Source organism: Arthrobacter sp. CC3 (genome assembly GCF_039907775.1).
GTDB lineage: Bacteria > Actinomycetota > Actinomycetes > Actinomycetales > Micrococcaceae > Arthrobacter.
Genome location: NZ_JARCCY010000011.1, coordinates 19,746 through 33,643, shown reverse-complemented (window position 1 = coordinate 33,643; position 13,898 = coordinate 19,746). Strand labels below are relative to the sequence as shown.

Annotated in this window: 12 protein-coding genes; 3 read left to right on the top strand and 9 right to left on the bottom strand. The window is 66.4% G+C overall.

Translation table 11 applies throughout. From position 1 onward, the window contains the following. Positions 1-72: 72 nt before the first annotated feature. Positions 73-855: an alpha/beta hydrolase gene (locus PV761_RS08745; protein ID WP_347895950.1), complete on the bottom strand. Its 783-nt coding sequence runs from the start codon at positions 853-855 to the stop codon at positions 73-75. Between the two features lie 239 nt (positions 856-1,094). Between PV761_RS08745 and PV761_RS08740 the strand changes: the two genes are divergently transcribed. Next, positions 1,095-1,892: a VOC family protein gene (locus PV761_RS08740; RefSeq protein ID WP_347895948.1), complete on the top strand. Its 798-nt coding sequence runs from the start codon at positions 1,095-1,097 to the stop codon at positions 1,890-1,892. An 80-nt stretch (positions 1,893-1,972) separates the two neighbouring features. On the opposite strand, the gene purM is transcribed toward PV761_RS08740, so the two are convergent. Genes purM through uraD form a run of 5 tightly spaced genes read right to left on the bottom strand, consistent with a single transcriptional unit; the run spans position 1,973 to position 6,062 of the window. Continuing rightward, positions 1,973-3,127, bottom strand: a complete 1,155-nt coding sequence (gene purM / locus PV761_RS08735) for a phosphoribosylformylglycinamidine cyclo-ligase (RefSeq protein ID WP_028272618.1) — start codon at positions 3,125-3,127, stop codon at positions 1,973-1,975. Beyond that, entirely contained in the window at positions 3,124-4,776 is a 1,653-nt protein-coding gene (gene purF / locus PV761_RS08730) for an amidophosphoribosyltransferase (RefSeq protein ID WP_028272619.1), read from the bottom strand. Before purF ends, purM begins: the two co-directional genes overlap by 4 nt. A 47-nt stretch (positions 4,777-4,823) precedes the next feature. Then, a complete protein-coding gene (locus PV761_RS08725; protein WP_028272620.1) occupies positions 4,824-5,174 on the bottom strand; it encodes a hypothetical protein in 351 nt (116 codons plus the stop codon). Between the two features lie 52 nt (positions 5,175-5,226). Next, the gene (gene uraH, locus PV761_RS08720) at positions 5,227-5,568 is read right to left on the bottom strand and encodes a hydroxyisourate hydrolase (protein ID WP_028272621.1); all 342 of its coding nucleotides are present in this window, start codon (positions 5,566-5,568) and stop codon (positions 5,227-5,229) included. Continuing rightward, on the bottom strand, positions 5,565-6,062 hold the full coding sequence (gene uraD, locus PV761_RS08715) for a 2-oxo-4-hydroxy-4-carboxy-5-ureidoimidazoline decarboxylase (RefSeq protein ID WP_028272622.1): 498 nt from the start codon (positions 6,060-6,062) through the stop codon (positions 5,565-5,567). The genes uraH and uraD overlap by 4 nt, the downstream gene beginning before the upstream one ends. A gap of 282 nt (positions 6,063-6,344) precedes the next feature. Between uraD and PV761_RS08710 the strand changes: the two genes are divergently transcribed. Together PV761_RS08710 and PV761_RS08705 are read left to right on the top strand one after the other, a co-directional pair. Continuing rightward, on the top strand, positions 6,345-7,622 hold the full coding sequence (locus PV761_RS08710; RefSeq protein WP_347895944.1) for a GAF domain-containing sensor histidine kinase: 1,278 nt from the start codon (positions 6,345-6,347) through the stop codon (positions 7,620-7,622). Further along, positions 7,609-10,170 carry an OpgC domain-containing protein gene (locus PV761_RS08705; RefSeq protein ID WP_347895943.1) on the top strand — a complete coding sequence of 854 codons (2,562 nt, stop codon included), beginning with the start codon at positions 7,609-7,611 and terminating at the stop codon, positions 10,168-10,170. Before PV761_RS08710 ends, PV761_RS08705 begins: the two co-directional genes overlap by 14 nt. 26 nt (positions 10,171-10,196) lie before the next feature. Here the strand turns inward: PV761_RS08705 and PV761_RS08700 are convergent, their stop codons facing one another. The 3 genes from PV761_RS08700 to PV761_RS08690 all read right to left on the bottom strand — a co-directional run bounded on the left by PV761_RS08700 (position 10,197) and on the right by PV761_RS08690 (position 13,744). After that, a complete protein-coding gene (locus PV761_RS08700; RefSeq protein ID WP_347895941.1) occupies positions 10,197-11,003 on the bottom strand; it encodes an IclR family transcriptional regulator in 807 nt (268 codons plus the stop codon). An 89-nt stretch (positions 11,004-11,092) separates the two neighbouring features. Beyond that, a complete protein-coding gene (locus PV761_RS08695; protein ID WP_028272626.1) occupies positions 11,093-12,349 on the bottom strand; it encodes an aminopeptidase P family protein in 1,257 nt (418 codons plus the stop codon). A gap of 51 nt (positions 12,350-12,400) precedes the next feature. Continuing rightward, positions 12,401-13,744, bottom strand: a complete 1,344-nt coding sequence (locus PV761_RS08690) for an MFS transporter (RefSeq protein ID WP_347896093.1) — start codon at positions 13,742-13,744, stop codon at positions 12,401-12,403. Positions 13,745-13,898: the final 154 nt, after the last annotated feature.

Sequence of the window (13,898 nt, the reverse complement as noted above, 5' to 3'; positions counted from 1 at the left end):
GGTGCTGACCTCAGATATTGGGCCCGTCAGGCCGCGCCGGTTTCCGGTGTGCCCTGACGGGCCTTTCTGTCGTCACTCCTGCGTCGTTTTGGCCCGCCGAATCGGCATCAGCGTCCGTGGCGGACCAGTGGCGGCCAGGAAAGCAAGGATGACTCGGTTGAGCGCTTCCGGCTGCTCCAGGGGAAGCCCGTGCGAAGCTGCCGGAACCACCGCCAATTCGCCTTTCGGCAGGGCCTCGTACAGGGAAACTGTGTGCGGCAGCGTCACCAGGTCGTCGTCGCCCGCCACAACGAGCACCGGCATGCTGATCCGGGCGATGTCCGCCGTGGACAGGGTGGGCTCCGAAGCGACCATCCGGAAACTCTTGTTCATCACGACGTCCAGATGCCCGGGACCGTCCGGGGACCGCGCGATATAGGCTTTGCCAAGTTCCTGCGGCACGGCGGAGCCCGGGTCCAGCTCCACGGGGGCAATGCCCTCGAAGTGGTAGTTTGCGCCCACCACCACAAGCTTCCGCACCAGGTCCGGGCGGCGAAGCGCCACGATCAGTGCAATGATGCCGCCGTCGCTCCACCCGACCAGGTGGGCCGGCCCGCCCACCACTTTCTCCAGCACGCCGATCGTCTCGTCCGCCATGTCCGAGTAATGGAAGTCCGCGTCCGTGTCCGCGGTATAGCCGTGACCGCGCCGGTCGAAGGCCAGGACGCGGAAACCGTCCGACAGCCCCGGACCAATGCTGTTGAGCAGATCGTCGCTGTTGCCCAGGCCGCCGTGCAGCAGCAGGAGCGGCTCCGCGTTGCCTCCGCGGTCCTCCACCCAGGTGGGGTGCCCGTTAATGTCCACCCGGCCGGCCATGGCTCACTCCGTTCCGGCGGTCCTTCGGCGACTCGGCTGCGGCGGACCGTCTTAGCCGCCATTGTCCTCCTGCGGCGGGATGTTGTCAGTGCCGTAGCCCCGTACTAGGTTGATCGTGGGCTGTCCCGCTGCCGGTCCGGCGGCGGTTCGAATTTAGGGTCGAAGGGAAATGATTTTATGACCGGACGCACCACCTTCAACGCAGGCGAGATCTGCGGACGGATCTGCAGACCAAGGATGTGCAGGCGGCAAAGGCCTTCTACGCCGCCGTGTTCGGCTGGCGCTTCGAGGACTTGCCAACACCGGACGGGCGCAGCTATTCCAAGGCCTATCTGGGCGACGACCTCATCACGGTCATTGCGCCGCAGAACCCTCAGCAGGAGTCCTCCGGCACGGCCGCGCAGTGGAACATCTACTTTGCTGTCGCCGATGCCGGAGCCGTCGTGGAGGAAACGCCGCATGCGGGCGGCACGGTGGAGTTCGGCCCCGAGGAGGTGGAGGACACCGGCGTCATGGTGTTCCTGGCGCCGCCCGGAGGCGGCACCACCGGGGTGTGGCAGCCGGGAACGCACACCGGCACGGCAAGGTACAACGAATCCGGTGCCCTTGCCTGGGCGGAACTGCTGACTCCCGAACCGCAGGCCGCCGTCGCCTTCTTCCAGCAGCTGTTCGGGCACGAGGTGACCGAATACCCGCAGGACGACGGCGGAACGTACACCACCCTGATGGTGGACGGCGCGGAGGTGGCCGGGATCGCGCCACTGCCGCTGGAGGACGAGGAAGATGACGAGGCGGCGGACGCGGGCGCGGACGCGGATGCGGGAGCCGGCGCGGGTGCCGACACTGAAGACCAGGCCCTAAAGGCTGGCTGGCAGGTCTACTTCGGCGTCGGCAGCATCGCGGAGGCGGTGGCCGCCGCGGTGGCCGCTGGCGCCGTCGTCCTGGTCGAACCGGAGCGGGACGGCGACGAGGACGCCGGCAGGGTGGCTACGCTGAGCGACCCGCAGGGCGGAATATTCAGCCTGCTGGAGGTTTAAACGCATCGAGTGCTCCGCAACTGCCGTTATGGACCTGCTAAACGGCGGTTGCGGAGCACTCGATGAGGGTTTAAAGGCCCTTAGGCGTAGGAGTTCACCAGTCGGACTGCGCCGCCGTCAACACCCTTGGCGCCCTGGACGTAGTCCGGGCCGGTCTTCACGATGGAGTCCGAGTTCTCTTCGACGGTGCCCATGATCCAGGACGGCAGGCCGCGGTCGTTGAGGCGGTTCACGGCGGCGTCGGCGGCCTCGGGGGAGACGATGGCCACCATGCCCACGCCCAGGTTCAGGGTGCGCTCGAGGTCGGCCAGCGGGACGTTGCCCAGTTCCGAGACCAGCTTGAAGATGGCGGGAAGTTCCCACGTGGCGCGGTCCACCGTGGCGATGAGGCCCTGGGGAAGGACACGGGCCAGGTTGGCTGCGAGTCCGCCGCCGGTGACGTGGCTGAAACCGTGGACTGCCTTGCCGGCCGCGGATCCGTTCACCGGGAAGGTGCGGGCCAGGTCCAGGCAGTCAGCTGCGTAGACGCGGGTGGGTTCGAGCAGTTCCTCGCCCAGCGTGCGTCCGAGTTCGGACACCTGGCGGTCCAGTGCCCAGCCGGCGTGGTTGATGACGCGGCGTACCAGGGAGTAGCCGTTCGAGTGCAGGCCGGAGGAGGCCATGCCGATCACCACGTCGCCGGCGCGGACGCGGTCCGGGCCCAGCAGGTCGGAGGCCTCAACAACACCGGTGGCTGCGCCGGCGACGTCGTACTCGTGCTCGCCCAGCAGGCCGGGGTGTTCGGCGGTTTCGCCGCCTACCAGGGCTGTACCGGCGACGGAGCAGGCTGCGGCGATGCCGCGGACGATGTCCGCGATGCGCTCGGGGACAACCTTGCCGCAGGCGATGTAGTCGGTCATGTACAGCGGCTCGGCACCCACCACCACGATATCGTCCACCACCATGCCCACGAGGTCGAAGCCGATGGTGTCATGGATGTCCATAGCCTGGGCGATGGCCACCTTGGTGCCCACACCGTCCGTGGACGTCGCCAGCAGAGGCCGCTTGTAAGTGAGGAGCTTCGAAACGTCGTAGAGGCCGGCAAAGCCGCCCACTCCGCCGATCACCGAAGAATTATGGGTGGCCTTGACGGCGTCCTTCATCAGTTCAACGGCGCGGTCTCCCGCTTCGACGTCAACACCGGCGGAGGCGTACGTGATGCCGGCGTTCTGGGCGGAGGAAGATGCGGAAGTCATACGGACTCTTTCTTGTCAGCGGTCAGACGGTCGGCGTCGGTCAGCAGGTTCTCGAACTCGGCGTCCGGTCCCGGGTCGCAGCCCGTGGCGCCGGGCTTGCCGGCCGGATCCTCGTCGGAGTCCACGGCTGCGGCGGCGGATGCCGGGGCGCCGGCGGCGGATCCGGCAGCAGGGAGGCCGCCGAGGTCCGTGCGCTCCAGCAGGTTCTTGCCGAGCTTGTCCGCGCCGGGCAGTTCGATGGGGTACTTGCCGGTGAAGCAGGCGGTGCAGAGCCGCTCGCGCGGCTGACGCGTGGCGTCGATCATGCCGTCTTCGGAAATGTAGGCCAGCGAGTCGGCGCCGATGGCCTGGGAGATTTCCTCGATGGTGGCGCCGTTGGCGATCAGTTCCGCGCGGGACGCGAAGTCGATGCCGTAGAAGCAGGGCCACTGCACGGGCGGGGAGGAGATCTTCACATGCACCGAGGCGGCACCGGCTTCGCGGAGCATCCGGACGATGGCGCGCTGGGTGTTGCCGCGGACGATCGAGTCATCCACCACCACAACACGCTTGCCGCGGATCACGGACTCGAGGGCGTTGAGCTTGAGCCGGATGCCCAGCTGGCGCAGCGTCTGGGAGGGCTGGATGAACGTGCGGCCCACGTAGGAGTTCTTCACGAAGCCGTGGGCGAAGGGAATGCCGGATTCCTCGGCGTAGCCCACGGCGGCCGGGGTGCCGGACTCTGGGACCGGGATGACGATGTCCGCTTCCTGGGTGTTTTCGCGGGCCAGCTGGCGGCCCATCTCCACGCGGGATTCGTACACCGAGCGTCCCGCGATGGCGGCGTCCGGACGGGCGAGGTACACGTACTCGAAAACGCAACCCGCCGGCGTCGGCTCCGCAAAGCGCTGGGACCGCACGCCGTCCTCGTCGATGGCGATGAATTCGCCGGGTTCGATTTCGCGGATGAAGCTTGCGCCCACAGTGGCCAGGGCCGACTGCTCGGAGGCGACAACCCAGCCGCGCTCCAGCCGGCCGAGGACCAGCGGGCGGATGCCGTAGGTGTCGCGCGCCGCATAGAGGGTGCCTTCGTCCATAAAGACGAAGCAGAAGCCGCCCTTGATCTTGGGCAGCAGCTCAATGGCTGTCTGTTCGAGGGACTTGCCCTCCTCGCCCTCCAGCAGCGCCGTGACCAGGGCGGTGTCCGAGGTGTTGCCCTGCTTCATTTCGCCGCTGAGCTGGCCGCCGTTGCGGTCGTTGATCATGGCGTTGAGCTCGGCAGTGTTGGTGAGGTTGCCGTTGTGGGCCAGTGCCACGGTTCCCGTGGCGGTAGCGCCAAGCGTGGGCTGGGCATTGGCCCAGTGGCTGGCGCCGGTAGTGGAATAGCGGCAGTGGCCGACGGCCAGGTGCCCGGTCAGGGTGTTCAGCGTGGTCTCGTCGAAGACCTGGGATACGAGGCCCATGTCCTTATAGACGTTGATCCGCTTGCCGTCGCTGGTTGCTATACCAGCCGACTCCTGACCGCGGTGCTGCAATGCATACAGCCCGTAATAGGTGAGTTTTGCTACTTCTTCACCTGGTGCCCAGACCCCGAAGACGCCGCAAGCGTCCTGAGGGCCTTTTTCGCCAGGGAGAAGATCATGAGAAAGTTTTCCATCGCCGCGTGCCACTGGTCGATTATCTCACGTGATGGGGTAGGACTTTCCCGGCCGCCCGATTATGACTGACGGCCGGCCTGGGGGCCGCTGTCCCCGCCGTCGTCCGGGTCGTTGCCGGAGTCGGTCTCCGGGACGGCCTCGACGACGGCGTGCTCGGCGCGGCGGACGCTGAGCCGGTCCAGCAGGAGGGCAACAATGGCGCCCAGAATGACGCCGCCGGCGCCGAAAAGGACCATAAAGAAGCCGAAGACGGAGCTGGGTTCGTAGCTCGGGTCCCCGGGCAGGGCAAACGCGATGACTGCCGCAACGATGATGCCCACGATTCCGCCGAGTATGAGGAACGGCACGTATTTGGGTGCCCGGCGCACGGTGATTTCGCGCCGTTCGGCGGGGGTGTCTTCAGAAGCCATGCCATCTAGCCTACTGCCCGGGGTTGAGTGGGTTGGCCGCCCCGGGCGTGCCCTAGCTGCCGCGGTACGTCGAGTAGGCGAACGGGCTGAGGAGCAGCGGCACGTGGTAGTGCTCGCCGGCGTCGGACACGGTGAATACCAGGTCCACTTCCGGGAAGAACGTGGCGGTGCCCAGGCCCTCGTAGTAGGCGCCCGTGGCGAAGTTCAGCCGGTAGGTCCCGGCCGGCAGGAGTTCCGGACCAAGGTCCTTCGCCCTGCCGTCGGCATCCGTGGTGCCCGAAGCAACGAGGTTCCAGCCGCCGCCGTCGCGCGCGTAAAGTACGACGGCGACGCCGGCAGCCGGGCGCCCGGCCCCGGTGTCCAGGATGTGGGTGGTCACCTGTGAAACGGTCATTCGCTGATCACTCCTTCGAGCCGGAGCAGGGCGATTTCGCGCAGCTGCTGGGCCACTATGGCGTCTTCTTCTTCGGCAGTGTGGTTGAGGCGCTCGTGCAGGGCTGCCAGGATTTCGGGAGCGGTCCGCCCGGCCGCACGGATCAGGAACACCCGGCCGAACTTTTGCTCATAGGCACGGTTGCCTTCGGCGAGTGCCGTGGTGATCGCCTGGTCCGCAGGATCCACGCCGGCCTGCTCCGAGCGGGACATGGAGGCCTCGGTGGTGGAAGCCGTGGGCCGTTCCCCGATCCGCGGGTGGTGGGCCATGGCGGCTTCCACCTCGTCGGGAGTGAACGGGCTGGCGGCGTTGCGGGCGAAGTCCAGCAGGGCCTCGCTGCTGGCAAACGGGCGTGCGTCGGCGATCTGGTCCACCCAGCGCCGGACGTCGATGCAGGGGCGAAGTGCCGCGGTGACTTCCGCGCGGTCCGCCCCGTTGAATACGGCAAGCTGCATGCTTGAACATCCCTCGTGCAAATGCTGGCATCCATGGCGTCGGCTATGCGGATAAGGGGCTGCCCCGATGCAGAGGGACGCACGGGCCATTCCCGGCCGCAGCGCACCACTACATTCCGCATCATGGAACTGTTATTTCAGCATGCGTAATAGTCAACCCGAAATTTGCGCTTGGTGTCAAGAGACTACAGGACCCCGGCCGGCGGCATCCGGCTCCGCTAGAATCCTGCTGGGGGGACTGCGGCGCCTGGCCGGCTGTCCTGATTGGTGAGAGGGACTCCAGTGGCTCAAGCAGATGGGCACAGCCTTGTTAGCGCTGACTTTGAACGGCGCTCAGTGCTGGGCGAATACGGACTATTGCCGAGAGACCCGGCGTCCGCCGCGGACGAAGGTGCCAGCGTCAGTGCCAGTGCCAGTGCCAGCGCCGCGCGGGCCCTGAACTTCCTGGTGGACCTGGCCGCGAAGCTTTGCGGAGTGCCGTTCAGCGTAGTCAACATCATCACTCCCGAGCAGCAGCTCCAGCTTGCGGCCGCGGGCCTGGAACCCGGGCTGTGCGCCCGGGAGGACTCGATGTGTGCCAAAGTATTCCAGCAGGGCCACACCACCGTTGTGCCGGATGCCAGCGATGACCCGAGATTTGCGGACAACCCGTTTGTGACCGGCGAAATTGCGAATGTCCGGTTCTATGCCTCCTCACCGCTGCGGACCAGTTCCGGCTTCGCCCTGGGCTCCCTGTGCGTCTTCTCCGACGCGCCGGCTACCATCTCCACCGAACAGACCGCCATGCTGGACGTCCTCGCGGCGCAGGTGGTCGAAGTGTTGGAGCTGCAGCACCGCACGCTGCAACTCCAGCATGCCCTGGAGGAACTCGGGCGCAGCAACCGCAAGCTCGCGGAGTTCGCCGGACGCGTCAGCCACGACCTCCGCATCCCGCTCACCACCATCCTTGGCTACGTGGAACTGAGCGAGGACGACGACGACATCCGCCCGGACAGCCCGGCGGCCGGCTACCTGCAGCGCATCGGCGGCAGCGGGCGGCGGATGCTCGCCATGCTGGACGACGTCCTCAGCTATTCCCAGGTGGGCGGCATGCTGCGTCCCCGGCCGGTTTCCCTGCAAAGGGCAGTGGCCGAGGCCGTGAGCGACCTGGGCGACGGATTCGGCGCCGGCGCCTCGCTGGAATGTGAGGACGCAGAAGTGGTGGCTGATCCGGCGCAACTACGGACGCTGTTGCAGAACCTCCTGGGCAATTCATCCAACTACCGCCGCCCCGAGCAGAAACTCAAGGTCCGGATTGACGCCGTGGACGATGACCGCGGTGTCATCGTCCGGGTGGCGGACAACGGCAAGGGCATCGGGGCAGCCGACCGTGAACGGGTCCTTGAACCGCTGGTCCGGCTGCATCGGCCCGGTGACGCCCCGGGTTCGGGCCTGGGGCTTGCGACGTGCGTGCGGATCGTGCAGTCGCACGGCGGCGAACTCTCGCTCACGGAAACGCCTGGCGGTGGGACAACTGTTTCGGCGCTTTTCCCGAAAGGCGGCCGGGATGAGTCCGCTTAGAGCCTTCCTCCGTACCTCCCTCCTGTTGCTCGCCCTGGTGCTCTTCCTGCCTGCCGGAGCCGCGCAGGCGGCCGGGGCAGCCGCTTTTTCGGCGCAGCCCGCCATTACAACGCCAGCCGGCTTAACAGCGCCAGCCGGCGTCCCGGCGTCGAACACTGCCGCCGGTGAGGACCTCGGGGCCGCACCCGGAAAGCCCCTCCTCGGTGCAGTGCTCGAATGGGGCGAGGACGACGCCGCCGGTTTCGCCGCCCGGCTGCAGGCCACTCCCGCGGTCCTCGGGCACGATGTTTCCTTTCCCGTCAAAGCCACGGAAAAGGCCTATCTGCGGGAGTTCCTGGCCCAAAGTGCGTCCTCCGGCGCCCACGCCCTGCTGACCGTGAACCCCGCGGTGCCCCTGACGGAGGTCACCGCGGGCGCCGCCGCCGACTTCGCCGGGCAGCTCGAGGAACTGGCGCAGGGCTTCCCCGGAAAGCTGCTGATCCGTTTCGCCCCGGACATGAACGCCAGCTGGGTTTCCTGGGGCCAGCAGCCGGGGGCCTACGTACCGGCATACCGGGCCGTGGCCCGGGCGTTCGACGCAGAATCCAACGCCGTCATGGTGTGGCAGCCCTTCCAGGCACGGGACTATCCGTTCACCCGGAACCGCAGCGCCCCGGCACCCGGCACCGCCGGGTTCGCCGCGCTGGACACGAATTCCGACGGCGCCTGGAACGGTTCGGATGCACCCTACGCGCCTTACTACCCGGGCGACGACGTGGTTGACTGGGCCGGCCTGACGGCACTCCATGACGACACCGGCGGGGGAGCCGCCGTCAATACGCTGCCAAAGGACGGGGAGCTTGCCGCCCTGTTGAATGGAACGGCCCAGGGGGCCGCGTCCGCTGCGGACGGCGGTATGGCTTCCGACGACGGCGATGCCAACTTCTACGAGTCCTACGCCGTGAAGCGGGACAAGCCGCTGCTGCTCCAGACTGCCGCCTACTACAGCCCGTCCGCGGGCGGGCCCTCGGAAAACGACATCAAGTCCGGCTGGTGGAAACAGGTGCTGGGCGACGCGGGGCAGGGGAAACTGGACCGGATTGCCGCCGTCGTCTGGGACGAGAAAACGGACGTGGGGGACGCCGGCAACACCATTATTGACTGGCGCCTGACCCGGAACGCCGACGTGGCGGCGGCCGCCGGGGCAGCCGTCAAGGAGTCCACGCTCACCACCGGTCCGGTCACCGCCACCGTGCAGGGGCTGGGCGGGTCATCCGGCAATGCCCTGGCGGGTGTTCCTGCGGCGGTCATGGCGGCCACACTGCTTGCGGCCGCGGTCCTGCTGTGGCTGGTGCCGGTCCGCCTGCGTACGGCCACGAACTGGACCTACTCGGACAAGTCCTCGCGGGATGCCCGGGTGGACCTGATGCGCGGCGTGGCCATCCTGTTCGTGGTGGTGAACCACGTGGGGATGACCTCGTTCTTCCAGCTGCTGACCCAGGAAACCATCGGCTTCGTGTCCGGTGCCGAGCTGTTCGTGCTGCTCTCCGGGCTTGTCCTGGGCATGGTCTACGGACCCAAGGCCCAGGACAACATCGGCCTCGTGGCGCAAAAGACCGGCAGGCGGGCGGGCAAGCTGTACGTCACGGCGCTGGCGGTAGTTGTCCTGGTGTTCCTGCTCAGCCTCATCCCGGCCTTCAACTCCGAGGTGCTGACTACGTTCACGGACCAGGGGACCGGCGGCGCCGGCAGGTCGGGAGCGGGCCGGACCTATGACCTCTACACCGGCATGCAGGGCCTGCTCCAGTTTCCCGTGTCCGGTGCCGTCATCCCCGCGGTGCTTCTCCTGCAGTTCGGTCCGTGGCAGTTCAACGTGATGGGGCTCTATGTGATCATGCTCCTGGTCAGCCCGCTGATCCTGCTGGCCCTGGCCCGCGGCAAGGTGCTGTGGGTCCTGCTGGCCACCACCGCCCTGTACGCCGCCGGCACAGTGTTCCGTTTCCGGCTCCTGCCGTCGCAGTTCGAGGACTCCTTCCCGCTGCTGGTGTGGCAGCTCCTGTTTGTGCTGGGACTGGTGGGCGGCTACTACCGCCGGACCATCGTGGCCTGGCTGTCCGCCCACCGCTGGGTGGTGGGTGCCTGCGCGGCCGTCACGGTGGCCTTTGCGCTGATGTCCTGGGCCAATCCGTACCTGGCCAACGAGTTCGACGTCCGGCTCGCCCTGACTTCGGACGCGAATTACCGCGCCGTCTACGACCGGTTCTTCGGCCGGACCTACCTGGAGCCCGGCCGGCTCCTGAACGTGCTCACCCTGCTGGTCACGGCCTACGCGCTGCTCACGGCCTACTGGAAGCCGATTGAACGCGCCGTGGGCTGGCTGCTGATCCCGCTGGGGCAGGCAACGCTGTACGTCTTCATCATGCACGTGGTGCTCATCGCCGTGGTTGCGAACATCCCGGCCCTGCAGCAGGGGAACATCTGGCTCAACACCGCCGCCTACGCCCTGATCGTGGCGCTGCTCTGGGTGATGGTCCGGACCAAGTTCCTGTTCCGCGTCATCCCCACCTGAGAGCGTTCCTGGGGTCAGCGTCGGGGTCAGCGGGCGGGGGCGGCGCCGCCGAGGCGGGCTGTGACCCGGTCCGCGGCCGCCTTGCAGGACTCCCCGAGGCGCTGCAGTGTGTCCGGGGAAACCCGGAAGCGGGGCGCCGGGATGAGGACCGCCGCTACGATGTCGCCGCGGTGGTCGAAGACGGGGGCGGCCAGGCCCACCTCGTCCAGGGATGACTCGCCGTAATTGGTGGCCCAGCCGCGCGTGGCAACGTCGCCCAGTCGGATCAGGTACGCCTCGAGGCTGGTTTCGTCCAGGCCGGGATGGGCAATTTCGCCGCTCCGGAGCAATACCCGCACGCGCTCGGCCGGCTCGGCCGCAAGGAAGACCTGCACCGAGGCGCTGAGGGCATCCTTGTACCGCGCGCCCAGCGGAGTGGTGTGCTTGATCTGGTGGTGGCTGGCGATCTGCTCCACGCACATCGACTCCGACCCGTTCCACACCATGAGCGCGCTCGTTTCGCCGGTCTGCTCCGTGAGTTCGCGCAGCACGGGGTAGGCCACGCGGCGCTCTTCGAGTTCGGCCAGCAGCGGTCCGGCGACGGCGATCAGGCCCAGGCCCAGACGGAACCTGCGGGTTTCCGGATCTCGTTCCACCAGGTGTTCCTGTTCGAACGTGGCCAGAATGCGGGAGACGGTGCTTTTGTGCAGCCCGACGCGGTTGGCTATCTCGGTGACGCCCAGCAGCGGCTCGTCAGCGGTAAAACTCCGCAGAACGGCGATGGCGTTGACGATGACCGACGTGCCTTTGGTGTCGCCGTTCGTAGTGGTTTCAGGAGTTTCTTCAGAGGTCATGGTGTCCACCATCATTCCGTATGAGAGCCCGAAAGCGGCGCCACGGATGACGTGGCGCCGCTTTGAGGTGTTGGCATTTTCGGTGCTGGTTAGGCCCCGATGATGTTGTATTCCGGGCCGAACGGGAACTTGGTGATGTTCTCCGCGCCGTCTTCGCCGACCACCAGGATGTCGTGCTCGCGGTAGCCGCCGGCGCCCGGTTCGCCGTCGAGGACGGTGATCATCGGTTCCATGGAAACCACCATGCCCGGTTCCAGAACGGTGTCGATGTCCTCGCGGAGTTCCAGTCCCGCCTCGCGGCCGTAGTAGTGGCTGAGGACGCCAAAGGAGTGTCCGTAGCCGAAGGTACGGTTGGCCAGGAGGCCGTGGCCCACGTAGATCTCGTTCAGTTCAGCAGCGATGTCCTTGCAGACGGCGCCGGGCTTGATGAGTTCGAGTCCGCGCTTGTGGACCTCGACGTTGATGTTCCACAGTTCCAGCGAGCGGGCATCCGGTTCGCCGTAGAACAGGGTGCGCTCCAGCGCCGTGTAGTAGCCCGAGGTCATCGGGAAGCAGTTCAGCGACAGGATGTCGTGTTCCTGGATCTTGCGGGTGGTGGCCCAGTTGTGGGCGCCGTCCGTGTTGATGCCGGACTGGAACCAGACCCAGGTGTCGCGGATTTCGGAATCCGGGAAGGTCCGGGCAATCTCGTGGACCATGGCTTCGGTGCCGATCAGGGCGACCTCGTACTCGGTGATGCCGGCCGTGATGGCGTTGCGGATGGCCTCGCCGCCGAGGTCGCCGATGCGTGCACCGTGCTTGATGACCTCGATCTCTTCTGCGGACTTGATCATCCGCTGGCGCATCGCAGCCTGGGCAACATCCACCAGGGTGGCGCCTGCGAAGGCGGCCTGGATCTTGTTGCGGTTATCCAGCGGCAGCGAATCGTCCTCGACGCCAAGGCGGCGGGGGTTGATGCCGCGGGTGCGCAGCACTTCCTGGATGGCGAAGATGTAGTTGTCCCGGCGCCAGTCCGTGTAGACGATGTTGTCGCCGAAGCTGCGGCGCCAGGGCATGCCGGCGTCGATGTTGGCGGTGACGGTGACGGTGTCGTCCTTGGTGACAACCATGGCGTAGGAACGGCCGAAGGTGGTGAAAAGGAAGTCGGAGTAGTACTTGATGGAGTGGTAGCTGGTCAGGACAACGGCGTCCAGATCCTTTTCCGCCATGATGCGGCGCAGGCCCGCGATGCGGCGCTCGAACTCGGTATCGGAGAATGTCAGTTTGACCTTGTCGCCGTTCTTGAGGACTTTGAGTCGCTCCAGTTCGGCGACGGAGGTTGCGTTCTCGGATGCTGTGGTGGTCATTGTGGTGGTGCCTTTCTGTGGTGCAGTTACTTTGAGGTGGGAGGAAAGTCTTTATTCGTGGCGCAGCGGCTCTTTGCAGGTTTCCCTGGAGAGCGCGACGGCGACCAGGGAGATGACTGCCGCAGCGACGAGGTACCAGGCCGGCGCCAGGTCGCTGGCGGTGGCGGCGATCAGGAGCGTTGCCATGAACGGGGCGGTGCCGCCGAAGAGCGCGTTGGAGAGGTTGAAGCTGACCGCGAAGCCGCTGTAGCGGACGCGGGTGGGGAACATCTCGGCCAGGAAGCTGGGGAGCGTCCCGTCGTTGAGCGTGAGCATGGCGCCCAGCAGGATCTGGACCAGGACAATCACCAGGAAGTTGCCGGTTCCCAGAAGCGCGAACGCGGGGACCGTCAGCAGGATGAAGCTGACGGACGCGGCAATGAGTACCTTCTTGCGTCCGTAACGGTCCGACAGCATCCCCGTCAGGAAGATGAAACCGATGTACGTCACCAGTGCGACGGTGGTGGCCAGGAATGATTCGGTCTCACCGAGGCCCAGCTCCGAGGACAGGTAGGTGGGCATGTAGCTGAGGATCACGTAGAAGCCGACGGCGTTCAGCAGCACGGCTCCGACGGCCTGCAGCAGCTGCCGCCAGTGGTTCCGGAACAAGCTTGAAACAGGTGCCTTGACAGCATCGTCTTCCGCAGCCATCTCGCGGAATACGGGGGTGTCTTCCAGCTTGGTCCGGATGTACCGTCCGATCAGACCCATCGGGGCGGCCAGCAGGAACGGCAGCCGCCAGCCCCAGCTTTGCATCGCATCGGAACTGAGCAGCATAGTCAGCAGGCCCGCCAGCAGGGAGCCAAGCAGCAAGCCTGCTGCGGTGCTCGCGGGAACCACCGCGGCGTAGAGGCCGCGCTTGTTGGCCGGGGCGTACTCGACGAGGAAGGCCGACGCTCCGGCGTACTCGCCTGAGGCTGAGAAGCCCTGAACCACCCTGATGATCAAAAGCAGGACCGGAGCCCAGAGGCCGATCGTGTCGTAGCCCGGAATGAGGGCTATGCAGAACGTCGCACCGGACATGATCAGGATGGACAGGGAGAGGGCCGTGCGCCGTCCCACCCTGTCACCAATATGGCCCCAGACGAACCCGCCCAGCGGGCGCACCAGGAATGAAATTGCGAACAGGGCGAACGTCAGCAGAAGCCCGGTCTGGGGATCTGATTCAGGGAAGAAGACGGTGGCGATCGTGACGGCCAGGTAGCCGTAAACGGCGTAGTCGAACCATTCAACGAAGTTGCCGATGAAGCTGGCCGCGATGACCCTGCGGCGCGTGTCCCTGCTGACACCGTCGTCAGCAGGTTGGAAATTCTGGCCGCTCAACGTACTGCGGCCGGCGGGACGGCCCTCATGCATGCCATCCGGCTCTGCCTCCAGGCCTCCCGCAAGAGCGGGAGAGGAAGTTTCGTTACTCATGTATCCACCAAGTTGTTGGGGTTGCATTCAGCGCAACGCTGTTGCATCAGATTAGACGTGACATGTAACACAGTCAATACCTGCGGGTTTCAGA

Bases quoted from the DNA above. Each gene is read 5' to 3' on its own strand.
- PV761_RS08745 (WP_347895950.1), bottom strand. From the start codon at position 855: ATGGCCGGCCGGGTGGACATTAACGGGCACCCCACCTGGGTGGAGGAC.
- purM (WP_028272618.1), bottom strand. From the start codon at position 3,127: ATGACTTCCGCATCTTCCTCCGCCCAGAACGCCGGCATCACGTACGCC.
- PV761_RS08725 (WP_028272620.1), bottom strand. From the start codon at position 5,174: ATGGCTTCTGAAGACACCCCCGCCGAACGGCGCGAAATCACCGTGCGC.
- uraH (WP_028272621.1), bottom strand. From the start codon at position 5,568: ATGACCGTTTCACAGGTGACCACCCACATCCTGGACACCGGGGCCGGG.
- uraD (WP_028272622.1), bottom strand. From the start codon at position 6,062: ATGCAGCTTGCCGTATTCAACGGGGCGGACCGCGCGGAAGTCACCGCG.
- PV761_RS08705 (WP_347895943.1), top strand. From the start codon at position 7,609: ATGAGTCCGCTTAGAGCCTTCCTCCGTACCTCCCTCCTGTTGCTCGCC.
- PV761_RS08700 (WP_347895941.1), bottom strand. From the start codon at position 11,003: ATGACCTCTGAAGAAACTCCTGAAACCACTACGAACGGCGACACCAAA.
- PV761_RS08695 (WP_028272626.1), bottom strand. From the start codon at position 12,349: ATGACCACCACAGCATCCGAGAACGCAACCTCCGTCGCCGAACTGGAG.
- PV761_RS08690 (WP_347896093.1), bottom strand. From the start codon at position 13,744: ATGCATGAGGGCCGTCCCGCCGGCCGCAGTACGTTGAGCGGCCAGAAT.